Origin of the sequence: Alistipes dispar (assembly GCF_006542685.1) — a bacterium.
In the GTDB taxonomy this organism is placed as follows: Bacteria; Bacteroidota; Bacteroidia; order Bacteroidales; family Rikenellaceae; genus Alistipes; species Alistipes dispar.
Genome location: NZ_AP019736.1, coordinates 2,821,333 through 2,845,153, shown reverse-complemented (window position 1 = coordinate 2,845,153; position 23,821 = coordinate 2,821,333). Strand labels below are relative to the sequence as shown.

Here is a 23,821-nt window from a genome sequence, read left to right as displayed (position 1 = left end):
GTTTTGATTCAATGCTGTATGGGGATCGCGCGGTTTATATTTCCGGCAGTGTGACCCGGAACAGTTCGCTGGGCGTGTGTTCGCGCAGGACGATGCCGACCATCCGTTCCACCACCTCGGGATACCGGCCGGCCAGATCGCAATCCTCGTGGAGGTCCCGCGACAGGTCGTAGAGGCGGGGCTTTCCGCTCTTGACCACCAGCTTCCAATCCCCCATTCGGACACCGATCTGGTCGGTTTCGTGGAATTCCCAGTAGAGGAATTCGTGCCGCTGCTGACGGGCGTCGTCGCCCAGCAGCGCGGGCAGGAAGGAGATGCCGTCGAAGCAGTCGCCCTCGAGGTCCGGGTTCAGGTATTTCCGCGGGAAGCGTCTGTCGCCGATCAGGTCGCAGAACGTGGGCAAGACGTCGTAGAAGGCCAGCATGTGGTCGTTCTCGGTGCCGGCCGGGACGTGTCCGGGCCAGTAGGCGATGAACGGAACGCGGATACCGCCCTCGTAGCACTGCCGTTTCAGTCCCCGCAATTTGCCGTCGCGGCCGAAAAACTCCGGATCGGCCCCGCCCTCCTCGTGAGGGCCGTTGTCGCTGGTGAAGATGACCAGCGTGTTCTCCTCCAGCCCTTTCTCCTTCAGTTTGGCGAGAATCTCCCCCACGTAGATGTCGAGGCGCGTGATCATGGCCGCGAATTCGGCGTGCGTGTGTTCCACCGGATTGTAGCGCGACCCCTCGCTGCCGCCCCACGTCTTGTCCACGAAGAACCGTTTTTTGTAGTATTGCAGGATGGAGTCGTCGGGCTGGCGCAGCTCGGCGTGCGGCAGAGTGTAGGTGAAAAGTCCGAAAAAGGGCCGTTCGCCGTCCCGAGAGTCCAACCATCGCAGGGCCTCCCGGTGGATCATGTCGGCCGAGTATTGGGGCCGTTTTTCATAGCCCTCCCCGTACATGGGATGCTGGATGTTGTCCTCCAGGATGATCCGCACCGTGGTCGTGTCGCCTTTCGAGGCGCTGTAACGGTTCAGGAAGTTGGGATAGTAGAGGTGCGCCTGAAACTGGCAGACGAACCCGTAAAATTCGTCGATGCCCCGTTTGTCCGGCGTGGAGCAGGAGCCTTCGTAGCCTCCGGCCCACTTCCCGAACATGCCCGTCGCATATCCGTTCTTCTTCATGATCTCGGGCAGTATGACGTGTCCGGGGTCGTAGGGCTCCTGCCCCACTACGCCGTAGTCGCGGTTTTGGCCGTACACGATCTCCGGGGAGCCGGGCCAGTACTCCCGGTTGCCGCGGACATGCCCGTGTCCGGCGTGCTGTCCCGTCATCAGCGAGGCGCGGGACGGTGCGCTCACCGGACTTCCCGCATAGGCCTGCGTGAAACGCATCCCCCGGCGGGCCATGCTGTCGATATGGGGTGTGCGGATGTATTTCTGCCCGTAGCATCCCAGATCTCCGTAGCCCATGTCGTCGCAGAGGATGAGGAGGATGTTCGGAACGGATTTCCGTGCCTGCGCCGAGGCGTCCGCGGGGCAGAGTGCGGCGAATGCACCGGTGTATAGAAGCAGGTTCCGATAATTTTTCATACGTTCTTCCGTGACAGCTGTTTTCCGTTGCCGCGGGTTTGTCCGGCAAAGACGGCCCGCTCCTGCAAATATATGAATATTCTCGGAAAAAATGCGACGTCCGGTTTTGCAAACGGACCTTCCGGACGGTTGTCAGCTCTTCCGGACGGCACGGAACCTGACGGCAGCATGAAATCCGTCCTGGCCGGGAAAAGAACCGCGGCGGAGACGGATTTTCCGGAAACCCGCTTCCGGGCGGCTCCGAAAAGCCGTCCGGAAGGGTCCCGGTTCATTGCTGCCCACTTTGTCTGCGGTAGCCGGAGAACCTCCCGGCCCGGGGCATACGCTCCGTTGCCGGCTACCGCAGGGAAAAGACTATCGTTGCAGACTTTCGGCCCACTCCCGGAGGCTCTTTTCGTCGGTGCGGTTGAGCAGTCTTCCCTCCTTCCAGTCCGGTCCGGGATGGGATTTTCTCAGGGCCTCCGCGCTATGGGCGATGCCGCTCCCTCCCGACGTGGCGAACGGGATGACCGTCTTGCCCTTCAGGTCGTGGCTTTCGATGAACGTGTCGATGATCCGGGGCGCGAGGTCCCACCAGATCGGATAGCCGATGAAAACCGTGTCGTAGTCCTCCGTGTCCGGCTGTCTGCCGCCGATGGCCGGACGGGCCTGCGGATCGTTCATTTCCGCGGAGCTGCGCGACCGCTTGTCGTGCCAGTCGAGGTCGTCGGGCGTGTAGGGCCGGGACGGGACAATCGCGTAAAGCGTGCCTCCCGTGGCTTCGGCCAGCCTTTCGGCGGCGCGCGCCGTCGTGCCGGTCGCCGAGAAATAGGCTATCAGGATTCGGTTGTCGGATGTTTCCTTGTACATGTTCTGTCGTTGTTGTGCGCATGCCGCGGCGGCGATCCCCGCTGCTGCCGACAGCGCGAATAGCAGTTTTCGCATATCGGATCGGTTTGTCTATTTGAGTTTGTCGTACTCCGTGTCCGTGACGGGTTCGAGCCATTCGTTCGAGACGTCCTCGCCGGGGATTTCGAACGCCAGGTGGGCGAACCATCTGTCGGCGGCTGCGCCGTGCCAGTGTTTCACGTTGGCGGGAATGTGGATCACCGTGCCCGGCAGGATCTCCCGTGCGGGTTTTCCCTCCTCCTGATACCAGCCCCGTCCGGCTACGCCGACGAGCATCTGCCCGCCGCCGCTCTTCGCCCGATGGATGTGCCAGTGGTTGCGGCAGCGCGGCTCGAAGGTCACGTTGGAAACGGAGACCTGCTCGCGCGAAATCGGGGCCAGGTAGCTGTTGCCGGTGAAATACTGTGCGAAGGCCGTGTTCGGCTCGCCGATCGGGAAGATCATTTCGCGCTGGAAGGCGGCCCGGGCATCTTCGCCGGAGGTATCCTCCACCCAGACCTCCTTGGCGAGACGGAATGCCGCCCACGCCTTGGGCCAGCCGGCGTAGAAGCCGATGTGGGTGATGATCTCGGCGATCTCGGTGCGGGTGATGCCGTTCTCCTTCGCCGACTGAAGATGGTAGGTCAGCGAACTGTCCGTGATGCCCTGGCTGATGAGCGAAGTGAGGGTTACCAGACTGCGGTCGCGCAGGCCGAGGCGGTCGGTGCGGCTCCACACCTGGCCGAAGAGCACGTCGTCGTTGAGTTCCGCGAATTTGGGCGCGAAATCGCCGAGCTGATCGCGCCCGGCCGTCTGTACGATTTTTTCCTGTGCCATAACGTTGAGTGTAAGAATGCTGAATAGTGAAATGAAAAGAATCCTGTTCATGGCGGTTGCGTTTATTGCATGAAGTTGTCGATTCGGTTCGCCGGATTGAGCGGCAACTGGTCGGACAGCTCCAGCGATTCGATCATGTGCAGCGTTTCCTGCTTGTATTTCCGGAAGTGTTCCGAGTCGATATGTCTGTCGTAGGCCGCACGGCTTGCGTAGGTTTCGAGAATGGTGATGCGGCAGGGAGCCTCCCTTTCCTGCACGGCATACATGGTCAGCACGCCCGGTTCGGTGCGCAGGGAGACCTCGCCCACTTCGGCCGCGTGTTTTACGTACTCGTCGAGATACTGCGGATAAACCTCGATTTTCGACAGCCGCACGATGCCGTCGGGAGCCATCGGTTCTTTGGCGCACATGCCCGGCCGTTTCGCCTCTCCCGTGCCGCACGACAGCAGAACGGAAAGAAGCGCGATGCTTGAAATGATTCTTGTCATAGTCGTTCCGTTTTCCGGACAGTTTCTGTCCGTCGTTTCTGTTCTTTGTCGGGAACAAAGGTAGCGTATCGTACCGGAACCGGACCTAACCGTATGAGGGGAATTTATACCATTTTTACGGTTTTTTGGCGACGTCGTGTGCATCCGGTTTCCGGATGGTACGTCTTATCCGGAGACCGGTTGTGCCGGATTTTGGGGAATGAGGACCGAACGATTGCGGCCGTTGGGTCGGTTCGGTCCGGGCCGGATGGGACACGAATCGCACTCGTATGGACCTGCTTCCGAATGCATTTCCCGCAGGTTCCGAAAACGAAAGAAACCTTACATATCATTGATACATAAGGTTTCTTTCTTCTTGTCGCCTTTTCTTTCAAAGGTCTCGAGAGCGGAAAACGGGACTCGGACCCGCGACCTCAACCTTGGCAAGGTTGCGCTCTACAACGTTTGAGATCCCATTCCGAGATAATTAGCAGTCCATTACGACCGAATTTTCAGTGTTTGTAAAACATTTTGTAAAACACGCCAAGTGGCGACTGTCGTTCGCCGGTTAAACTAAATTGTTATTTTTTAGATTATTCAGTCAGATGTTCGTCTAACTCTATTTGTCTTATGAGCGGCACGACGACATCGCGGATGTCTTCCAACCGCAATCGGTGTTCCCCGTCGAATGTCGCGAAATTGCGATAGCGTTGCAAATACTCCTCCCTGCAATTTACCGTCGTATCGCGATCGCCGAACATCGCCCAGGTCCTCGTGACGGCTTCGTCGGTCATGCCGTCGAACTGACGATGTTCCATCGCTTCGTATCGGTCGCAAAGTTCGGGCATCGTCGTATAACTCGTCGCACCGTCCTTGCGGGGATTTAGGAACGGACATTCGCCGATCTGTCGTCGCATGGTGCGCGAGACATGGAATGCGGGGTTCACGAGAATCTTTCTACAATCATAGAGTTGTTGGGCGAACATGCCGCCCATCGAAGTGCCGATCACGATATCGGGACATTCTCTCGTAACCAGCCTCTGCAACATCGTGAGCGCCTCGTCGGGGTCGATCGGCAGATCGGGTGCGATGACCCGCATATCGGGTAATAGAGTCTGTAAATGCCTCGCCGTTCCCGATGCGCCCGACGAGGATAGACCGTGTATATAAAGTATCGTTTTCATCACCATAAAGGTAACGAAAATTATCGGCTTTTCAAAGCGTTCGCCGATTCATCTTATTGAGAATTAATGGAGTTAAGCATTTTTAGCAGAAATATATCTCAGACGATATAAGATTACTGTTCTATAAAACAAGTTTACCGAAAAACACTTAACTCGGTTAACTCAAAGTCTACTCATGTTATTCTATCGGGTAATTTATTGCACTTTTAATTGCTTGTATAGGGATTTTTATTATATTTGCAAGAAAAAGGCAATATATTGCACTCATGGACTATTCGATAATCAAGGAACGGCGCTTTTTGTTGGGGCTTACCCAGCAGGATTTGGCCGACTATACAGGGTTGAGCCTGCGCATTATCAAGAGTATCGAGGTAGGAAATGGAAATCCTTCCGTAGCTACGCTCTCGAAGATCGCCGAAATACTCGGTCTGGAATTGTTGTTGAAAGTAAAAGAGACTGTTAAATGAGACAAGCAGAGATATACAGTGACGGCGTATTGGCCGGCGTACTGACAGAGACCGACGAAGGGACGTATCGTTTTCGTTACGACGATGTGTTTTTGGCCGACGACAAGCAGACTGCCATTTCTCTGTCGTTCCCGAAAAGCGGAAAGGAGTTCACGTCGGGTACGCTCTTCCCATTTTTCTACAACATGCTCGCCGAGGGCGCGAACAAGGCCTACCAGTGCCGCACGCTCAAAATCGATGAGGACGACGCATTCGGGCTGTTGCTGGCAACGGCACATACCGACACCATCGGCGCCATAACTGTAAAGAAAATATGAAAGCATTGACGGTTTGTCCCGGCCATCTGGCCGAAGGATTCGATAGATATTGTCCGTCGTGTACGCGGCGGTTGTTCGACGGAAAGCGCGTCGGCCCGCAGCTCGATTTCGACTATGATGCGGACAGCGCGGATATGGCGGAGAACATCAACCAGCTCTCTGTATCGGGCGTGCAGGAGAAACTGTCGGCGATCATTGCCGATGGAAAGGTCGTGCTCACTCCCGCCGGTGGCCAGGGGCACTACATCATCAAGCCCGCACCTGCCTACAAGCACCTGCGATTCCGCGATCAGATACCTGCCAACGAGCATTTGACGATGCAGATCGCCCGACAGGTCTATAAGATTCCGACGGCGGAGAACGGGTTGGTCTTCTTCAAGAACGGTGAGCCGGCCTACATTACCCGGCGTTTCGACTACGATACTAACGAGAACAAGATCAAACAGGAGGATTTCTCGTCGCTGGCGCATAAAACGAGTGCGACACACGGGCGGGATTTCAAATATACGGGGAGCTACGAGGATGCCGCCGCACTACTCAAAACCAACGTCTCGGCATGGCAGGTACAAATGAGTCGCTTTTTCGCGTTCGTTATTTTCAATTATCTCTTCGCCAACGGCGATGCACATCTGAAGAACTTCTCGTTGCAACAGACACCCGGCGGGGATTATCTGCTCGCTCCGGCTTATGACTTGTTGAACACTTCGATTCATGTCGTGGACGAGGATTTCGCACTGCAAGGCGGTCTGATTCCCGAAGCGGAATATTCCGATGTCTATACACGAACGGGTCACCCTTGCCGAGCCGATTTCGAGACCTTCGGACGACGAATCGGCGTATTGCCGAAGAAGATGACGGAGATACTTGATCTGTTCGTGCAGGAGCAACCGGAGGTCTATGCGCTGACCGATCGCTCTTTCCTCGACGAGAGAGTCAAACGGATGTACAAACGGTCGTACCAGGAACGGTTGAACCGGTTGAGGAGAGATAGATAAACTTCCGATTGATTACGCAAGACATATTGAACGAGCTGGATAACGAAGGATTGATTTTCGGGTAAACCATCGGATTGTTCCATGATTTGGCGACTTTCGAGAAACTCTCGATTTCTTGTGGGACTCAATATCGAGAATTCGGATTATGTGTACAAGATGCTGAAAGACGAGACGGATATTGGCAAAATCGTCGATTCGTCTTTAGCGGGGGGGCTCACAGTCGCATGTTAATTAGAGTAGGAATATCACTGCTTGCAATCAAGAAAATATCTAATTACGGCAGTTGCGGTTATTCGTATAATAAAATTCCGGCCAAACGACAGTATCGCCAAGCCGGAATATACGTATATACGATAAGGGAAAGAAATTTATATTTTATTGATAAGCTCTTTCAATTTGCCGACCTCTTTTTGCGAGTCCAGATATTCTTGATAACTTTCTAAAGAGTCGTTGATAACCAAGTCGTACGATAATATGCGACCGTCTCCTTTCATTTTTTCATTTGCTTCCGATATGGTCATATCGTTCAAAACTTTATCTCCGATTATACAAATCGCTTCGATCGGTTCATTTTCTTTGCCTATGTCTCGCAGGCATTTACGAAGAGCCGATTTGTATTTATCGATCTGCCTATGCAAGTCGTATATATCTACCTTATAAGTAGGAATGTATCGTTTGAGTTCGATAATAATATGTTTACCGGCGGAACTTCGATAACGAATGTCGAAGCGACCTTTCTTTTCTTCTTCTGTCAAGGAGTTCGTTACTTTGCCGAATTCAGTCGCAACTTTTTCTTCGAATCGCTCCGATCCTTTCGTTGCTCTTTCCCACGCGGGATTAAGCAACCATAGATTATCGAATATATGCTTTTGTAAAACTCGTTCTTTGGCGTTACTATCGCACGATTCCGCCAATTGGCGAATAACTTTTACTCGTTCGTTCGCTATTTCCCAATACAAAGTAGCTTCGATATCTTGCAGATCTGAGAAAATCTCTCCGTACTTCACGATATCTTCTATGCCTTCGTCTTCGATGAAGTCTAATTTTTCCGCGACTTTTAAGCGCTCGAATGCCAATATACCGTATTTCAACAACTCTTTTTTGTTTTCCTCCCCTTTGTCGAAATGCATACTTTCGATCGTAGAGAAAAGTTTTTTTGCATATTTCTTCGTATTGCTTTTAAGATTGTCGTACCACTCTTTAATAGCCGGATTATCCGTTAGAATTCTTTGAGTCGCATGCTCTTTTCGTAAATCCGTCCATTTGTTTTTGATCTCTTTCAATAATACTGATACATGTGCAATCAACAATCGATAGCGTTCGTCGTCTTCAATATATTGTTGGCGATTGCTAGTCGATATATCTCGCTCATCATCGAGATCTAAAAAATCTGCATATATCTCTCCGATCAAATACGATGCGTATATCCCGCCCTCGTTATACGAAGAGAGAATATCTTCTTGCGCCAACTTACCTCTGGCGATAATGCTGATTATATTATTATCTTCGAGATCGCTCGGCCTATCTACAGCTCCGATCCATCCGTGTATATACGTCCGTAAACGCTACCGAAAGATTTCCCAGTCTCCGATTTATGGCATTCCAACTTGAGTTCGTCCGGCCAATCTTTCCAACTTCCGCCGTACGGCGTACTTCTGATACGACGCAGATTCAAATCCGACAACGCTTTCGCTTTATGTAACGGATCTTCGGCGCATTGTTCTCCGGCTCGTAATTCCGGCAAATCGCCGATCGCATCCTTAACAGTAACGTAGCTTTTCGGATCATGCGTAGGAGGAATCAATTTTATCTAGCCTAATCTGGACGCCAGCAACACCAATCGCTTACGCGTTTGAGGAATGCCGTAATCGGGACAATACACAATATTGACACTGACATGATAACCCAAACGATCCGATTTTAACAGATTTATGAAATCCGTTAAAACGGGCTTCAGTTTGAAATGCGCGATTTGCGATACGTTTTCCATTGTAACGATATCCGGTCGTACCCTCTTCGATCGAGCGCCCGAATTGGTATAGTAAATCGTACTTATTCGGGTCTTTGTCTTTGTTGCTGAACGCATACGACGAAAATGGCTGACACGGAGCGCAACCTGCCAGCACTTTTATTTTCGAATCGCCGAAAAGAGTGCGAATCTCTTCGCCGGAGACACGTTTGATATCCGTATCGAAAAACTTCGCCTCGTTATTATGCTCATAAGCGAAACGGCACGTTTTGTCGATATCGAATCCGGCGAGAACGTTCAATCCCGCTCGTTTGAGCCCGTAACTCAATCCGCCTACTCCGCAAAAGAGATCTATCACGCCAATATTTTCCAACGACGGCATATTACTTTTCGATATTTTCCTCAAAAAAATTATCTTTGCACAAAGATAGCCAAAGTCTTTGGATTATGGAATAGTTTTAATTAGTTTATGGACCATTGTAGCAAGCAGAAACGATCCGAGATCATGTCGCGAGTCGGGCAAAAGAATACGAAACAGGAATTGTCGGTGCGTAAATTTCTGTTTTCTCAAGACTTCAGATACAGAATCAACGTAAAGAAATTACCCGGTTCGCCGGATATCGTTTTACCTAAATATCGAGCGGCGATATTCGTTCACGGCTGTTTTTGGCACGGGCATTCGTGCAGAGCCGGACACCGACCGCAAAGCAATACGGATTACTGGTTGCCGAAAATCGCGGCTAATATAGAGCGCAACTCTCGAAAAACCGCCGAACTGAAAGAACTCGGATGGCGAGTCTTCATAATTTGGCAATGCGAAATATCCTCTGCCGTCAAAAGAGATGCGCGTTTGACTCTTCTCGTGCGAGACATCTTGTCTGCACCGACTCGATAAGTCGTCTATCGCATATTCCCTACATCGTTTATGTTTGCCTGTAGAGTCATAGTCGGTAGTAGGTTGAATAGCCTTTAAGATATCGTTTCGATAGCAGGTATCCGATACCGCTTATGTCCGATATCATGAAAAATAATCACATTATCTTCTCTGCATCGAAGAACCGTTGCGCGAAGCGTTTTGCGTCGAAACCCTCCGGCAAGGAGAAAGTCGTCAGCGTCTCGGTCTCGCTTACGCACGTAATATGCGCTACCGGGAAGATTGCCGCTCGGTCGTCTTCCGTAATGGCGAGCAGATACTGCTCGTTCTCGTGTTCCTTGAAACAGATCGGAACCACCCGATCGTAACTCGTCTCGCCGTCCGTGTTGATATAGGTCAGCTCCATTACAGGGTAAGCTGGGTACATTCCGTGAGGAAGATGCCGGATTTCCGCATGAAGCAATGCCTGTTCGGAGAACATCTGCTGTCGGACAGTTCCGCCGTAATGTCAGTCAAACCTGTAGCTATTGTCGAGAGCGAGAAGACGGCGTTTGTCGCCACCCTTTTCATCCCTGACTTTGTTTGGCTTGCCACCGGAGGGATGCACGGGTGCTTCAACAGCGGAGCCATACAGATATTGCGCGGCTCTTCCCCGACCTCAAGGCGACGGAAGAATGGAAGCAACGGCTGCCGATGCTGGAACCCATTTGCAGGCGTGCCACCTATTCCGACATGCTGGAGAGGATTGTGACCGGCGCGCAGCGTGAAGCTGGACTGGACATCGCCGACTTCCTGCTGATGGAGGACACGCCGCAGATGATCCTTCAACAGATGATAGAACGCAATCCCGTATTGCAGTCCCTCATCGACGTTTTAGGGCTCGAACTGGTGGATGCCGGGAGATTGGAATGACGGAAAGGTATCGGACAGCTTACTGTCCCAAGGGAAAGGGGTTGTAAAATCCCGTAGCTTATTAGGGCATTTTCACCGCCTCCGCTCCGCGTCCGGCAGTCAAAAAGCCCATAGGCTGAGGAATGTCCTCGGGAACCAAGTATATGCCTCCGGCAGAAGGACGGGATTTTACAACAGAAACAACAACCATAAAACGAGCGGATATGAGCAATACACAATATGCGGTCTGCCACCTGCAACGTGGCAGCGGCAATGACAGCGGAATGTCATGTCACATAGAAAGGAAAGATGCCAAGGGGAAGAAATATGTCCTGGACAATGCCGATGCAGGCCAGACACATCTAAACCGGGAACTGGTCAGTTTCCCTGAAGGTGTGTCCAACCGTACCGAGGCGATACAGCACCGCATCGATACCGCCGGGCTGCGCCGCAAGGTCGGCAAGAACCAGACAAAAGCCATCCGTATCATCCTGACCGGAACGCATGAGCAGATGATGAAGATTGCCAATGGTGGCAGACTGGACAGTTGGATTGATGCCAACCTCAAATGGCTAAGGAATACATTCGGGGATGAGAACCTTGTATCGTGCGTGCTGCATATGGGCGAGAAGACCCCTCACCTGCACGCCACCGTCGTGCCCATTGTAACCGGGGAGCGCGTCCGTAGGAAGCGGGAGGGAGAGAAGAAGTACGAGACGAAGTCCGGTCCACGCCTGTCGGCGGACGATGTGATGCGGCGTACACGGCTGCACGAATACCAGAACAGCTATGCTGCGGCCATGAAACCGTTCGGACTTCAGCGGGGCATTGTCGGCTTTACGGCAAAACATCAGGCAAATTTGGATTATTACAGGCAACAGGTAATCCGGTACGAGGAAGACATTGCCAAATTGCAGGCCGATATGGAGAAGGCGCAGGAGGGCAGGAACACCATCCTCTCGTGGTTCGGCAAGGGCGACCTTGCCAAAGCGAAAAAGGAACTTGCGGACAAGGACGAAGAAACTGCTGGACTCAACAAACGGCTCAAGGCGCTTCAGACTGAAAAGGCACGGTTGCAGGAGCGGCACAAGTCGGAAATCGGGAAACTGCGGGACGGCTACCAGAAAGAGATAGAGGCAGCCATCCGCAGGGCGGAAACCGCCGAGCGGCAGTCAAAAGAGAAAGATGCCGTCATAGACAGACAGAGGAAGTAGATAGACTTGCTCGACCGCAAGGCAAACCCTCAGCGTTACAGTCTGTCATCCGGGGCAGAACTTGTACGCATCAATGTCTCCAATTACCGGAATCCGTCGCTCCATATCTGGACACGGGTCGGAGAGGAACTCTAAGGGCACCAAGTTCCAGATAGACTAAAGGCATTTCAACGGGCAGATCACGGACGAGGAATTTGTCAATGCCGTTTTCGAACCGCAGGAACAGGTAAACGAGAAGCAGGCACAGTTGCTTGGGGCTGCATTCACTCTTGCTTTCGGTGGTCCGGCACAGGCCTATGTCGGCACAAGAGGTGGAGGGGCGTCTTCGGATTTGCCGTGGAGCGAGAAGAAGCATGATAATAATATAACTTCATTCAAACTAAAACGATAACAAATAGCGTTGTTTTGTAGGCAAACAATCTTTCTCACAAAATAATTGCCGTTTTTCGAAGATTTTCTCGTGAATCTGCAATCCTTTTTATATATTTGTGTCCAAATATTGACAATTCAAAAAGAGGACAATAGATAAGAGAAAAGTTTTATGGATAATAAATCTGTTATGCTTCCTAAATGGATTGATAAAATCATCTTTGATGATTTTGAGGCTGTCTATGAACCACGCCCTATGGAAGTGGTTTATAATCCAGATCAACCATACGAATTTATAAAATTGTACCTAGGAACATATTTTCCTAGAAGTTTTGCTGAAGTTTATAGCATTATAGCCTCTTTAATGACAAATGACAACTATAAACAATCATTGTATAATTTACAAGAAATAAACATATTAGACTTTTGTTGTGGGACAGGTGGTGAAATTATAGGTTTACTTGTTGCATTGAGCGAAAATCTTCCTAATCTAAAACGGGTAAATATAAATGCATACGATGCAAATCCAGATGCAATACGTTTTTTATATCATCTTACAGAGTCGGTAGAAAGAGCACCAGAATTTAGACTTGAAATACATATCAACCCTCAATGTATTTATATCGAATCTGAACAGGAAATACAGGAGGTCATAAATATGTCAAATATGCAATATCATTTTATGATGTCATTTAAAGCTATAAATGAATTTGTACAACATGGAACTTTTAATGAAAACAATCCATATGAGTTGATAGCTTCGTATTTTTCTCCATTGCTTAAAGCTAATGGAATCTTTATTATTTCTGATATTACAACAAAAGTAGATAATGGGGCTTTGTATTATCCACAAATGATGAATAGCGGAATAAATAGATTTCTAAAGAACTCACAGCAATACAAAAGCATTGTGCCCAATGCTTGTTATCATTATGAGAGCCAGTGTTCCGGTTGTTATATGCAAGATATTTTTTATGTATCTCATAGAGAAAAGAATAATGATATAAGTAAAATCGCATACAGAATAATTTGTAATAAATCATTTGCTCAGGAAGTAATGGCAGGATATCCATCAAAAACATGTCGTGCAATAAATCCGTTGGCAGATAAAAATACATCTTATAACTTATGGCACTAGATAATCTTACACCAGACAAAGACCAGCAGATAGTCATCAATATGTCTGCAGAACGAACCGCAATAGTTAAGGGAGTTGCAGGTTCTGGAAAATCGTTGACTCTTTTAAAGAAAGCCAAGCAAGTTTCAACGCTAACAAGTTCATATGCAATTATAGTATATACGAAATCACTAAAACAATTTTTTGTCAATGAGTTGGCAGAAATTGGACAAAATGAAGGTCATGTATATTATTTTGAAGAATGGAAACGTTCTCCAAAACCGCAATTTACATATATGTTCATAGATGAATGTCAGGACTTTAATGCTGATGAAATTGCAGATTTTAAGGGTCATGGAAAATACTGCTGGTTTTTTGGAGATTCTAATCAATCAATAATGGAATTCCCAAACCATCCTGTCCAAAGTGTAGAGGAAACGGCTAAACAATTGGGTATTCATCCACAAGATTTATGTATTAACCATCGTCTCACTATTGAAAATGCTAAGATTGGTGAATATATACGTCCCGCATCTCGTTTGTCATTTGCATGTATCAAACATGGTCCAAAGCCACGTTTAATACGAACCACATCTCAACTTGATAAAATAATAGAATATATAAATAATGGTTTAACCGATGTGGGCATTCTTGTGTATTATAATCATCAAGTTATTATGATTCGAGATTATCTTGTGTCAAGAGGAATACCTGTTCAATGGAAGACTCGCGATAATATGGACATAGACTTCAAATCAACAAGTCCTAAAATAATTACTTGGCACTGTGCTAAAGGATTACAATTTAATGATGTATTTATTCCATGTTGCGGGCTTAATGAATTCAAAAATTATGTCAATTGGGATATAGATCCAATGGCTGAAAATGAGTCTGCATTATATGTAGCGACAACACGTCCATTGGAAAATCTTTATCTTTTATATACTAATAATCTTGCGCCTAAATTACCAACACCAGATTCCTATATCTATGCAGGAAATGAGGCAGGTACCAATGGTCCATTCTAAATATATATGTTATGAAATTCTATATACCGACATCAAGTTTAAATATGGACAATCTACTTCAATCTGAATGTATTTTGCCTATATCTCATTATGCTCAACGACTAACTGGGTATAAATCCTATGAACAAATAGAAGAACTTCGTCCGTTTAACGCTATCGTATTATTTAAATATCCAGTTGAATTTACTATTAACGATGTCGGACGTTATAATTATCCAATGCTTATTGAATTTGAAGATGATGAACAAACTCAGGATTTCTATGAAAACGAAATACAAGATGGTGTTTGTGTTTGTTCTCATGTTCTGAATCTGACTCCGACTAATTGTTGTTTCTATTTCTTCTCAGAGCATGCATATAAAATTACTATAGTAAATACCCAAAGTAATAAAGCGATCAAATACTATAAAAATTATTCTATAGTTGCAAATATTAATAAGCTTGAAACAAGATCACTTCCGAAACTTACGCCTATTCCGCATTATGAAATAGGAGTATTTGAGGATGAAATTATTGATAAACAAAAGGGCGTATTATATGCATATCTCTTAGGAGAACAGAAATCTGTTAATCATGACTTAGCGGTACAATTAAGGCTTACTCAAGATATATACAACATATTAACCAACCTTATTTCTACTCCTTCATCTATAAATGTTTTTAGTGAGAAATTATCTTTTTTGTTAGATGAATATAAAAAAATTGATTTAACAGAGAGGAATAGTACAGAACAATTTGAAGTTAACTTGAAAAATGAGTTGGGAAACAGATTTTATTTTCTTAAAGGATGCTTAATAGAATTCCTTAAGAATATAAATTGTTGGGATTATATATTCACTTCTTTATGCAAAAAATGGGGATGTTATTTCCTCCCTCAAATTCCAGAGTTACATACTAAAGATGATTATTTAAGGCTTCGATATGATATTGAAAAAAGAACGGCATATGCAGCTGATGTCTTTCAAAAAAGTCTACCCCCATCCACTTTAAATGATATTTCAATGAATGGAAATACTATTTCAATCTCTAATGCTCCATTAATTAATGCTGTTATTGATTATGTAATAAAAAATAGACAAACAGTAGAAAAGTTATATGCTAATCGCCTTGGCTTTTATATGGGTGCGATGGAGACCATTGTACCTATATTAAAGGGACAAATGGGCGAAATCAATTGGGAAAAGTCTAAAGAACGAGCATACATAAATAATTTACATGCATTTATTAATGATCCGGCCATCCATTTTGAAATAAATAGTATTGACAACATTGAACTCAAATCTATAGCTGCATTTATATTAAAAGGCCAGAGTTTCAGTGACTGTGTGGCTTTGTGCAAAATGGCAGAATTTGAGAATTATCGTTATATTCTTTCTTTGTGGGGTAGCTTATGTGGTTATATGGAAATGAATAAGGATGCGTTATCCGATATTCTCAACATGTCAACATATTCACTCATATATAAAAAATTATATGGAAAAAACATGGGAATTTTGTCTCATGATATTGCCAATCCAGAATCTTTTATTAATCGCAGCTCAGAAGAAATTGAAAAACGATCTTGTATGTTTTCGAAGGAAGAATTATCTTTTATTCTGAAATCAGTAAACTTCAAGAAAATCGCTCAATTCGTAAATAAATTAGAATCGTTTATATCCATTTCATCAAAGCCTATAAACGAGTGTTTTGAGAACGCTATTGATGAAACATTATCGAAGACAGCCACGAAACAAAAAGAGTTAGCTTGGTTATCCCTAAGAATCTATCAATCTGTAAATAATTATGATGCAATATGTTCAATATTAGAAAAGACCAACTTGTCTCAAACTGTACAAAAAAAGATTTTGAGACATTTTGGTCATAACGAAGAGAAGAAAGTCAAAATAAAGAGACAGGAAACTCTTTCGTTATTTCCCGAGATGAATAATGAAACGAGAAGTGTCAAAAAAGAACAGGAACATGACACTCCTTTCTATAAAGGATAAACTGTCTATCTCACGTTTTGGAAAATCCATCCTCGATGATAAATCATGGATTTATGAGTGCGCAGCTTTAATTTCAGATTCTCGTGCTAATAGACAATTTATCGATGATATGGAATGGTTTCTAGAAAATCATAATAAAACTTACAACGATAAAAAGAAGTGAGTTGTTTCGGGTTACTATGCAGATCAAGACAGATCTAACAACCGTGTTTTAGAAAGATTAAGGACATACATGGATAATAAACTTAAGCCACGTAATAATAAAATGCAATGGCTTGCAGATATTTATGCAAATATTCCAATCGACAAAATCATAGATAATATTTTAAGAATGTATGGTATCTGAAAAAACAACTATTCGTACGGACTTTGGGGAGATTGTAGAAGCAACAGCCCCTGTTATTATTTCAGCAAGCCGTTCTACAGATATACCTGCCTTTTATGCCAAATGGTTTTTCAACCGTTTGGCAAAAGGTTATTGCGCTTGGTACAATCCTTTCAACCAGCAAAAAATGTATATCTCTTTCAAGAATTGCAAGGTGATAGTATTTTGGACAAAGAATCCAAAACCTATTCTACCATATTTGCATATTCTTGATAAAATGGGAATACACTATTATTTCCAGGTTACATTGAATGATTATGTTAATGAAGGATTTGAACCTAACGTAGCATCTGTTGAAGAAAGAGTCGAAACATTTAAGCAATTATCTCAAATGATAGGTGAAGAGAGAGTAATATGGAGATTTGATCCACTTATAATCACTTCATCTATAAATCCAAGAGAGTTGCTTAAAAAAATATGGAATGTCGGCAATAAACTGAAAGGATATACTGATAAGTTGGTTTTCAGTTTTATAGATGTAAAAGCATATCGAAAAGTTCAAAATAATCTCGTAAAAGAAACAATGTTCTTTACGAAAGAGGACGTTGAAAATGCAGAAGCAAACCATGCCCAACAAATAGAAATTGTTGAAGGTCTTCAGAAAATACGTTCCATCTGGCAAGAACAAGGATGGAATGTTGAAATGGCAACTTGTGCTGAAGATATAGATCTGGAGTCTTATGGCATAGAACATAATCGTTGTATTGACGGAGAACTTATGAAACGCATATTCTCCGATGACAAAGAATTAGTTTATTATCTTCATACATTAAAATGGCCGGAAAGAGATATGTTTGGGGAGCTTCCGCCAATCCCCCAAAATATAAAAAAAGTGAAAGATTCCGGTCAGCGCAAGGTTTGCGGATGTATGGTGAGTAAAGATATTGGAATGTATAATACTTGTCGTCATTTCTGTGTCTACTGCTATGCCAATACAAGTAAGGAATGCGTCATCCGAAATGCTGAGAAACATAATGATGAAAGTGAAAGTATAATTGGGTAATTATGCAAGAGTCAGAACTACAAGAATATCTCTTTCGTAACTATCCACAAGAGAATGCTCGTTGCGAATGGAAAGAATTTAAGAGCCTCAAGAATTCTTTCTGTGGGAATGAAAAAGATGATGTTATTTCGTATGTGTCTGCCATTGCTAATATGGAAGGGGGACACTTGGTGATTGGTGTGTACGATAAAACATTGGAGATTGTTGGAACGGACACATACAATTATGATAGGTAAAAGGCAATATTGCGATTGACAGAAAGATGCGTAAATCTTTCAACAGAAGGTCTAGATATAGATGAGTTTATCACAGATGACACCAACCGTAAAGTATGGGTTATCCAATATTCTTAAACATCTACCTAAGCGACCTGTGTTTGCCCATAATAAGGCGTGGCAGCGAATTGAGGATTCTCTCGTAGAGATGACTGCTGAACGCATGAGTGCAATTCTTGATGAACCTATTTTCAGCGAGACGGATTGGTCTGCACAAATTGTAGCCGATGCAACGAGTGAGGATCTTGATGAAGTTGCTATAGCCAAAGCTCGTATGATGTTCAAGAAAGTACACAGTCGAATACCTGAAGCCGAAGTAAATGCATGGACAGTGGAAACATTCTTGAGCAAGTGCGGCATAATGAAGAACGGAGGAATCACCCGTGCAGCAATAATTCTTCTTGGTAAATATGAAGCTGCTTTCAAGTTGCGTCCGGCTGTTGCACAAGTGACTTGGACAAGGAGGGATGAAAAGCAGGATGTTGTGGACTACGAACACTTCTCCGTGCCATTTATATTAACTGTAGATGAGATTTTATCAAAGATTGAAAATCTGACAATGCGTGAAATGCCAGGAGGTACGCTCTTTCCTGACACTATGAAGCAATACGACGACTATACTATCCGCGAAGCACTTCATAATTGTATTGCACATCAAGACTACACGATGCAGCAGCGAATCAATTTCGTGGAAAATCCGACATACCTCTATTACTCTAATGCAGGGAGTTTTATTCCCGGCACATTGGAGAATGCTTTAACGAATGAAGAACCTCAAGCATATTTTCGCAATGAATGTCTTTGCAGGGCAATGGTTGATTTTAATATGATAGATCCGGTAAGTAGGGGCATAAAGAAGATGTTCAATGAGCAATGGCGTCGCCACTTTCCAATGCCTGATTATGAAATTGACGTTAAAAACAGAAAAGTATCGGTACGCATTTATGGCAATGAGATAAATGAACAATATACTAACTTGCTCAAAACAAACAACTCATTGACCTTGTGGGATTGCATATCATTAGATGCCATCCAAAAGGGCAGAACCATTCATGAGGACATTGCGCAGGATTTATTGAACAGAGGACTCATTGAGGGCGAAGCCCCCAATTATACAATCTCTTTAGGAATTGCAAAAGCTACTCGCCAACTGCAAGGTTATACCAAGCAAAAAAGGTCTTGATAAAGAAAAAATCAAACAGATGATTTTGCAATATCTTAATAATGCTGGCACAGATGAGGCTAAACGTGATAGCATTTATGAGTATGTCAAAGACGTAATGCCACAAGTCAAAACACATGAACAGCAATTGAGACTTTTGGGAGATATACTTAGCATACTAAGTGCCGATAAACTTATTTATCCGAAAGGACGAACATGGTTTTTGAAAGAATAGTTATAACGGAAGATTATGACGGTTTATCCCAATTATAACGGATTCCGCTATATTATAGCGGATAATGAAATCCGATTAAGTCATGTCAAATTCATAAATTGAAGAAGTATGTTATTAGGCGAAAGAATAAAAGAGCTAAGAGATGAACACGGGGTATTGCAAAGACAATTAGCAGCCGTGCTTGAAATAGATACTCCAATGTTCAGCAAAATAGAGCGCGGAGACAGACGAGCTAAACGGACACAAGTAATACAATTGGCTGAGTATTTCAAGGTAGATAAGAATGAACTTCTTACCCTGTGGTTAGCAGACAAAGTATTAGATGCGGTAGAGGATGAAGACGAATTAAAACACGATGCGATAGAGGTCGCACGAAAAAGAATAGGCTAATACTTACAATTATCGGGAACTATATGGTATCATAACTATATAATTTCCGATATTAATATTTGATATTCAGCAATCTATATATGTATAAGCAGTTCAAGGGTGCATTTCTGCACCCATTCTCTACCTGAAATATGTCGGTTATTCAGAATAAATCCTTATGAACGATGTTGTCCGTTACGATGTGTATTCGCTCGAACTCGACAGACGGGAATATCGGTATCTTTTCTCCGCCGTATTTCTGTACGTTCTTCATATAGCCTATGTCGGCGCGTATGTTTTTGGGGTTGAAAGAACCGTCATAGCCTTTATAGGAGGGATAGCACCCAACGAAGCGGGTGTAATCATAGATCAGCCTGCAAAGTTCGTTCGGTGTGTCGGGATTCTCGGACATTGCATTTTCTTCATGGAGCATCCGATAAATCCCGTATGCGACAATCGGATAGCGCGTATTCATCGGTTTGGCTCCTGCCGACGGTTTGCGTTGTTCCAATTCCTGCCGTGCATCTTCGGCGGTCTGAATGTCGGGGAAATAATCGGCGAGTTCCTTTCGGATCAGACGGAACAGCCAGTTATTCGTATTGGGAATCGTCTGCGGCTCCTGCTTGCGGCTGTTGGTGCGCAGGGTCACGGGCATTTCCTGTTCTCCGACACGTTCGTACAGGTTCCGATGCCGTTGTTCGGTTTCTTCCATAAAAAGCATCAGTTTCGCCCACTCTCCCTTATAGGTGTTCCAATCTTCCCAATATCCGCGTTCGTATAAATCTTCCGCGTTGAATTTGCGGTCGGTGATGAGAATAAGAGGGCTTCCCGCAGTCGGTCGGTCAAAAGGGGTGTTTTTCCGAACAATTCCATATAAGCGTCATTATCGAAACGGTTGGTCGGCAGCCGTATTTCGTGCTCCTCTTGGATCGCTTTGGCGGCGGAGATGCCCGTACTCGATTCTATTTCATTGGTAAAGTAACCCAACGTAATGCCGAAATAGTTTTCCAGCAATGGGGCGATTTCCCGTAAGGAGCGGGTATCGGTAGCCAAACAGCCTTTCGAGCCTGTAAGTTCGTTCATAAGCGGTAATTGTTTCAACGAATTTACAAAATTCCGCTTTCTGCCGCAACCGACGACCACAGAAAAAAGAAAAGGGACTACCCGATGCAAGCGGATAATCCCTTTGTTATTTCTACCTACTGTTCTAATCCAAATTTTAAGTAATCATAATAACAGACTAACTGTTTGAAATAGCTGTTTTTAATATAACCATTTCTGAAACATTGCATCAAAAATAGTTGTAATTCATCTATATTAATCTTTTCTTGTTCTAATAACGGGATAAAATAGAAACAATGTTTTTTATCATTATTGGCTATTAGTTCAGCAAGAGTTTTATATTTAGTTCTAATTAGATTCTCTTTCTTTGCATATGCTTTTGCTGACGGATAAAATGATTTTTGAGACTTGTCTTTGAAATAATTGTTAATTACTGCGGAACCTTTCTTTATTAATTTTCCATCATTTGTTAGCAAATGTTCTGCTCGGTAATATTTGTATAGAGGTATGCGGATTCGTTTTTTTAATAATTTGGGAATAGCGTCTGTTATAAATTCTTTTGCAGGAATATGTTTATTGTCAAATAAAACATCCTCAACTACATCGTCTACGCAAATTTCGAGCAACCCCTGTTTGGCAATGGAGTTTGCAACACCAACACCTACGACAAATTCTATGTCATTTCCATTTTCATCTATATTGGTTAAATCTCCAATATAGATTTTATTTGTTGGTTCGTTGGTTTTTACAAATTCATAAACAGCATCTTTAAATCGTCTCAGAATTTTTATAGGCAGTCTTTGTTTCAAATTCGCGAGTACATCAAATAATGGAATAAATGAATTAATCTTAATATGTTTAATTGGCAGAATTTTCCCATCAGACAAACTTAATGTCCCATCTATCATAATTGGCTCGTTTTGTTCGGCTCGCCATTCAACAAAAATCAAACGGTCTTTTAATTTTTCAATATTATGTGCGGCTAAACAATCTTTTAAAGAAAATAATAATTCCAAAATATTAGGATCACTTATCGAGTAGCCTAAAAATATGACGGGATGTTCGACAAAAATTGTTAATAGTTTTGCCGCTAAATATGCGTTTCTCTTTTTAAAATTAGCATAGTCATTAGACGAAACTATTAGAGATTCGGGAGAAGTAACACATCCATGTATTTTATAAATTTCTCCGATAGATATATTTTCAGAAAATAGTAACTGTTCTTGCCCGATATAAGTTTTATAGTCGGAGAAAGTTGCTTCCAAAAATGTATCCCAATTAGTCGTGATTATTCCATCTATTACAACTTTTTTTAATAATTCAATTTCTTCAGAATAATCCTCTTGGAAGTCCTTATGATTCGAAACAAATTTTGACAATTCAATTTTGAATGGTATCTCTTGCGATCCAATTCTCTTGTTTTCATATTCTTTACGGCTATCAGAAAATGCAGGGTTTGTCCACCATGTTTCGTGAAATTCGGAAGCCATCAAAGATGCTAATTCAGGAAGATTACCCTCGCTTTTCGAATCATAATAGCCAAAACCTTTTTGGAGTAATAGTTTCTCGGAAAAATCCTTTAATAGATTCAGCCAAGTAGGCATATTAAGGTAACGCCTTGATAATCCAGACTCTATAAATAAATAAGGATTAGTGCCTATTACGTTAATGTGATTTGCAAAATCTTTCTTGAAATCAGCCATATGATATTTGTTTTCAATAAATATAGCGATAAAATTCTAATTATAAAGGACCAACTTTGACCGAGGGGTTATTTTAAGACCTCTCGGAAAAGTCGGTCCGATTTTTTGTCATAGCAAATTCTGCATAGCCGCGTCGATTTGGCTGTTCTCAAAACTATCCAAATAGATTTGTGTGGTCGATAAATCGGAATGACCGAGCGATTCGGAAATGATGGCAATGTTCACTCCCGAACGCTTCAAAACCGTGGCAAACGTGTGCCTTGCGACATAGGTAGTCAGTTCGATTTTCAGCCCCAATAATCGGCTCCACTCGTGCAGGGCCTTGTTCACATGTTTCAGCACCTTGCGCACTCGGTCGTAAATCTGTTGCTCGGTCTTGTGTATGCGGCGGTCGAGTATCGGGAAAATATAATCTTCGTCCGCATGGTCGGATTTGGCGTATTTGCCGATAATCGCTTTCGACTGCTCCGAGAGGTGGCAAGTCATCTCCTTGCTGGTTTTGTGGCGGGCATAGTAGATTCTTTCCTCGTCCATGTCGCAGTAACGCAGGGTGGCGATGTCCTTAAAATTGATGCCTGCCGAGAGGTACGAAAACAGGAAAATGTCCCGTGCGAAATCCAGACAGGCTGAACCGTCGGCGGGTATCTCCGCCTGCATCAGTCGTTGCACCTCCTCCTTGCGGATGGCGCGTTTGCGGGTGGCTGTCCACAACCGTCCGATTTTGAATTGCAGAAACGGACTGTGCGGCGTGGTGAAAATTCCCTCGGCAAGAGCCTTGTTATAGACGGCTTTCAGCACGCTGAATTTCGAGGCTATCGAATTGCTCTTGTTCCCCTTTTTCATTAGGAACAGTTCGAAATCACGCAGGTAGCCGACCGTAATTTCGTCGAAACGGATATTGGTCGAGCGGAACTGTTGCAGGAGTGAAAACGTGACCTTGTGTTTCGATGCCGAGCCGATTTTACCGACCGATTCCAACTGTGTAATCGTACGGCGGAAATATTCGGCTATCGTGCAATAGACCTTTCGTCCGTCGGTTTCCAGCACGTTGTCGAGCGTTACGGGAACCTCCAACGCTTCGAGCCGTTTGATGCGCTTGTCGTATTTCTCGATTTGCTCGTAAATCCGTAGCTGAACGGCAGGATTCTGCGTTTTAAGCGTTTGGGTGTCGAAATCCCAATCGTCGGCAGGGATATTGATTCCCGTACTTACATAGCGGCTGCGGCGATTGACGGTAAAACGCAGGTAGATGTTCGTGGTGCGGTTTTGATTGATGCGGTCTTTTCTGCAAATGGCATTGATGCTGACACTCATAATGTTGCGGCATTATGCAGACAGGCGCGAGCGGTGTTTTACCGCCGTAAAACATGGTTAAACAAATGGTAAAACATTCTTCGGAAAACGGCGCGAAAAAGGCATTATGGGGAGTTTCATTTCGCACCCGCAAAAAGAAAAACGAGCGATAATTCATTGATT

At 44.7% G+C, this 23,821-nt stretch carries 21 protein-coding genes, 1 tRNA gene and 4 pseudogenes; 13 read left to right on the top strand and 13 right to left on the bottom strand.

Annotated features, from left to right (window positions below):
• Positions 1 to 34: 34 nt before the first annotated feature.
• The 6 genes from FME97_RS11865 to FME97_RS11840 all read right to left on the bottom strand — a co-directional run bounded on the left by FME97_RS11865 (position 35) and on the right by FME97_RS11840 (position 4,925).
• Positions 35 to 1,570 carry an arylsulfatase gene (locus tag FME97_RS11865; RefSeq protein WP_141429821.1) on the bottom strand — a complete coding sequence of 512 codons (1,536 nt, stop codon included), beginning with the start codon at positions 1,568 to 1,570 and terminating at the stop codon, positions 35 to 37.
• A gap of 354 nt (positions 1,571 to 1,924) precedes the next feature.
• Positions 1,925 to 2,494, bottom strand: a complete 570-nt coding sequence (locus tag FME97_RS11860) for a flavodoxin (RefSeq protein ID WP_141429820.1) — start codon at positions 2,492 to 2,494, stop codon at positions 1,925 to 1,927.
• Positions 2,495 to 2,509: 15 nt separating this feature from the next.
• Complete coding sequence (locus FME97_RS11855) at positions 2,510 to 3,325, bottom strand: carboxymuconolactone decarboxylase family protein (RefSeq protein ID WP_141429819.1); 816 nt, start codon at positions 3,323 to 3,325, stop codon at positions 2,510 to 2,512.
• An 11-nt stretch (positions 3,326 to 3,336) separates the two neighbouring features.
• Positions 3,337 to 3,762 (bottom strand): putative quinol monooxygenase, encoded by a 426-nt coding sequence (locus FME97_RS11850; protein WP_141429818.1) that lies wholly within the window; start codon positions 3,760 to 3,762, stop codon positions 3,337 to 3,339.
• Between the two features lie 384 nt (positions 3,763 to 4,146).
• Positions 4,147 to 4,222, bottom strand: a tRNA-Gly gene (locus tag FME97_RS11845).
• Between the two features lie 112 nt (positions 4,223 to 4,334).
• A complete protein-coding gene (locus FME97_RS11840) occupies positions 4,335 to 4,925 on the bottom strand; it encodes a YqiA/YcfP family alpha/beta fold hydrolase (RefSeq protein ID WP_232522892.1) in 591 nt (196 codons plus the stop codon).
• 266 nt (positions 4,926 to 5,191) lie between these two features.
• On the opposite strand from FME97_RS11840, the gene FME97_RS11835 reads away from it, so the two are divergent.
• Genes FME97_RS11835 through FME97_RS11825 form a run of 3 tightly spaced genes read left to right on the top strand, consistent with a single transcriptional unit; the run spans position 5,192 to position 6,704 of the window.
• The gene (locus tag FME97_RS11835) at positions 5,192 to 5,392 is read left to right on the top strand and encodes a helix-turn-helix transcriptional regulator (protein ID WP_141429816.1); all 201 of its coding nucleotides are present in this window, start codon (positions 5,192 to 5,194) and stop codon (positions 5,390 to 5,392) included.
• Positions 5,389 to 5,709 (top strand): HipA N-terminal domain-containing protein, encoded by a 321-nt coding sequence (locus FME97_RS11830; protein WP_141429815.1) that lies wholly within the window; start codon positions 5,389 to 5,391, stop codon positions 5,707 to 5,709. Before FME97_RS11835 ends, FME97_RS11830 begins: the two co-directional genes overlap by 4 nt.
• Positions 5,706 to 6,704: a type II toxin-antitoxin system HipA family toxin gene (locus FME97_RS11825; RefSeq protein WP_141429814.1), complete on the top strand. Its 999-nt coding sequence runs from the start codon at positions 5,706 to 5,708 to the stop codon at positions 6,702 to 6,704. Before FME97_RS11830 ends, FME97_RS11825 begins: the two co-directional genes overlap by 4 nt.
• Before the next feature lie 368 nt (positions 6,705 to 7,072).
• Here FME97_RS11825 and FME97_RS11820 read toward each other — a convergent pair whose 3' ends face one another.
• Both FME97_RS11820 and FME97_RS11815 read right to left on the bottom strand, forming a co-directional pair.
• Entirely contained in the window at positions 7,073 to 8,116 is a 1,044-nt protein-coding gene (locus tag FME97_RS11820) for a hypothetical protein (protein WP_162502091.1), read from the bottom strand.
• 137 nt (positions 8,117 to 8,253) lie between these two features.
• Positions 8,254 to 9,055, bottom strand: a pseudogene (locus FME97_RS11815) (DNA cytosine methyltransferase); the annotation flags it as partial.
• Positions 9,056 to 9,142: 87 nt separating this feature from the next.
• Here FME97_RS11815 and FME97_RS11810 point away from each other — a divergent pair.
• Positions 9,143 to 9,568, top strand: coding sequence for a very short patch repair endonuclease (locus FME97_RS11810; RefSeq protein ID WP_141429812.1), 426 nt, complete (start codon positions 9,143 to 9,145; stop codon positions 9,566 to 9,568).
• A gap of 136 nt (positions 9,569 to 9,704) precedes the next feature.
• Here FME97_RS11810 and FME97_RS12430 read toward each other — a convergent pair whose 3' ends face one another.
• Positions 9,705 to 9,974: a hypothetical protein gene (locus FME97_RS12430; RefSeq protein ID WP_162502037.1), complete on the bottom strand. Its 270-nt coding sequence runs from the start codon at positions 9,972 to 9,974 to the stop codon at positions 9,705 to 9,707.
• Here FME97_RS12430 and FME97_RS11805 point away from each other — a divergent pair.
• From FME97_RS11805 to FME97_RS11765, 9 genes and pseudogenes are all read left to right on the top strand, one after another.
• Positions 9,957 to 10,459 (top strand): annotated as a pseudogene (locus tag FME97_RS11805) (DUF6371 domain-containing protein); the annotation flags it as partial. The gene FME97_RS12430 and the pseudogene FME97_RS11805 sit on opposite strands and share 18 nt — an antisense overlap.
• A gap of 203 nt (positions 10,460 to 10,662) precedes the next feature.
• Positions 10,663 to 12,043 (top strand): annotated as a pseudogene (gene mobV / locus FME97_RS11800) (MobV family relaxase).
• 150 nt (positions 12,044 to 12,193) lie between these two features.
• Complete coding sequence (locus tag FME97_RS11795) at positions 12,194 to 13,159, top strand: hypothetical protein (RefSeq protein ID WP_141429811.1); 966 nt, start codon at positions 12,194 to 12,196, stop codon at positions 13,157 to 13,159.
• Positions 13,150 to 14,166, top strand: a complete 1,017-nt coding sequence (locus tag FME97_RS11790) for a 3'-5' exonuclease (RefSeq protein ID WP_141429810.1) — start codon at positions 13,150 to 13,152, stop codon at positions 14,164 to 14,166. Before FME97_RS11795 ends, FME97_RS11790 begins: the two co-directional genes overlap by 10 nt.
• 11 nt (positions 14,167 to 14,177) lie before the next feature.
• Positions 14,178 to 16,151, top strand: coding sequence for a hypothetical protein (locus FME97_RS11785; RefSeq protein WP_179954815.1), 1,974 nt, complete (start codon positions 14,178 to 14,180; stop codon positions 16,149 to 16,151).
• Positions 16,126 to 16,314, top strand: a complete 189-nt coding sequence (locus tag FME97_RS11780) for a hypothetical protein (RefSeq protein WP_141429809.1) — start codon at positions 16,126 to 16,128, stop codon at positions 16,312 to 16,314. The genes FME97_RS11785 and FME97_RS11780 overlap by 26 nt, the downstream gene beginning before the upstream one ends.
• Before the next feature lie 172 nt (positions 16,315 to 16,486).
• Entirely contained in the window at positions 16,487 to 17,539 is a 1,053-nt protein-coding gene (locus FME97_RS11775; protein WP_141429808.1) for a DUF1848 domain-containing protein, read from the top strand.
• A gap of 2 nt (positions 17,540 to 17,541) precedes the next feature.
• Positions 17,542 to 19,211 (top strand): annotated as a pseudogene (locus FME97_RS11770) (RNA-binding domain-containing protein).
• 108 nt (positions 19,212 to 19,319) lie between these two features.
• Positions 19,320 to 19,601, top strand: coding sequence for a helix-turn-helix domain-containing protein (locus FME97_RS11765; protein ID WP_141429807.1), 282 nt, complete (start codon positions 19,320 to 19,322; stop codon positions 19,599 to 19,601).
• A gap of 142 nt (positions 19,602 to 19,743) precedes the next feature.
• On the opposite strand, the gene FME97_RS12635 is transcribed toward FME97_RS11765, so the two are convergent.
• The 4 genes from FME97_RS12635 to FME97_RS11750 all read right to left on the bottom strand — a co-directional run bounded on the left by FME97_RS12635 (position 19,744) and on the right by FME97_RS11750 (position 23,659).
• A complete protein-coding gene (locus FME97_RS12635; RefSeq protein ID WP_232522889.1) occupies positions 19,744 to 20,292 on the bottom strand; it encodes a hypothetical protein in 549 nt (182 codons plus the stop codon).
• A gap of 8 nt (positions 20,293 to 20,300) precedes the next feature.
• Positions 20,301 to 20,663, bottom strand: coding sequence for a hypothetical protein (locus tag FME97_RS12630; RefSeq protein ID WP_232522888.1), 363 nt, complete (start codon positions 20,661 to 20,663; stop codon positions 20,301 to 20,303).
• 116 nt (positions 20,664 to 20,779) lie between these two features.
• Positions 20,780 to 22,345, bottom strand: coding sequence for an SIR2 family protein (locus tag FME97_RS11755; protein ID WP_141429806.1), 1,566 nt, complete (start codon positions 22,343 to 22,345; stop codon positions 20,780 to 20,782).
• 108 nt (positions 22,346 to 22,453) lie between these two features.
• Complete coding sequence (locus FME97_RS11750) at positions 22,454 to 23,659, bottom strand: site-specific integrase (protein WP_141429805.1); 1,206 nt, start codon at positions 23,657 to 23,659, stop codon at positions 22,454 to 22,456.
• Positions 23,660 to 23,821 lie beyond the last annotated feature (162 nt).

Coding starts and splice junctions, on each gene's coding strand:
- FME97_RS11785 (WP_179954815.1), top strand. CDS start 14,178: ATGAAATTCTATATACCGACATCAAGTTTAAATATGGACAATCTACTT.
- FME97_RS11765 (WP_141429807.1), top strand. CDS start 19,320: ATGTTATTAGGCGAAAGAATAAAAGAGCTAAGAGATGAACACGGGGTA.
- FME97_RS11795 (WP_141429811.1), top strand. CDS start 12,194: ATGGATAATAAATCTGTTATGCTTCCTAAATGGATTGATAAAATCATC.
- FME97_RS11825 (WP_141429814.1), top strand. CDS start 5,706: ATGAAAGCATTGACGGTTTGTCCCGGCCATCTGGCCGAAGGATTCGAT.
- FME97_RS11810 (WP_141429812.1), top strand. CDS start 9,143: ATGGACCATTGTAGCAAGCAGAAACGATCCGAGATCATGTCGCGAGTC.
- FME97_RS12630 (WP_232522888.1), bottom strand. CDS start 20,663: ATGAACGAACTTACAGGCTCGAAAGGCTGTTTGGCTACCGATACCCGC.
- FME97_RS11780 (WP_141429809.1), top strand. CDS start 16,126: ATGACACTCCTTTCTATAAAGGATAAACTGTCTATCTCACGTTTTGGA.
- FME97_RS11860 (WP_141429820.1), bottom strand. CDS start 2,494: ATGCGAAAACTGCTATTCGCGCTGTCGGCAGCAGCGGGGATCGCCGCC.
- FME97_RS11835 (WP_141429816.1), top strand. CDS start 5,192: ATGGACTATTCGATAATCAAGGAACGGCGCTTTTTGTTGGGGCTTACC.
- FME97_RS12635 (WP_232522889.1), bottom strand. CDS start 20,292: ATGGAAGAAACCGAACAACGGCATCGGAACCTGTACGAACGTGTCGGA.
- FME97_RS11790 (WP_141429810.1), top strand. CDS start 13,150: ATGGCACTAGATAATCTTACACCAGACAAAGACCAGCAGATAGTCATC.
- FME97_RS11850 (WP_141429818.1), bottom strand. CDS start 3,762: ATGACAAGAATCATTTCAAGCATCGCGCTTCTTTCCGTTCTGCTGTCG.
- FME97_RS11755 (WP_141429806.1), bottom strand. CDS start 22,345: ATGGCTGATTTCAAGAAAGATTTTGCAAATCACATTAACGTAATAGGC.
- FME97_RS11840 (WP_232522892.1), bottom strand. CDS start 4,925: ATGAAAACGATACTTTATATACACGGTCTATCCTCGTCGGGCGCATCG.
- FME97_RS11775 (WP_141429808.1), top strand. CDS start 16,487: ATGGTATCTGAAAAAACAACTATTCGTACGGACTTTGGGGAGATTGTA.
- FME97_RS11830 (WP_141429815.1), top strand. CDS start 5,389: ATGAGACAAGCAGAGATATACAGTGACGGCGTATTGGCCGGCGTACTG.
- FME97_RS11855 (WP_141429819.1), bottom strand. CDS start 3,325: ATGAACAGGATTCTTTTCATTTCACTATTCAGCATTCTTACACTCAAC.
- FME97_RS11750 (WP_141429805.1), bottom strand. CDS start 23,659: ATGAGTGTCAGCATCAATGCCATTTGCAGAAAAGACCGCATCAATCAA.
- FME97_RS12430 (WP_162502037.1), bottom strand. CDS start 9,974: ATGTACCCAGCTTACCCTGTAATGGAGCTGACCTATATCAACACGGAC.
- FME97_RS11865 (WP_141429821.1), bottom strand. CDS start 1,570: ATGAAAAATTATCGGAACCTGCTTCTATACACCGGTGCATTCGCCGCA.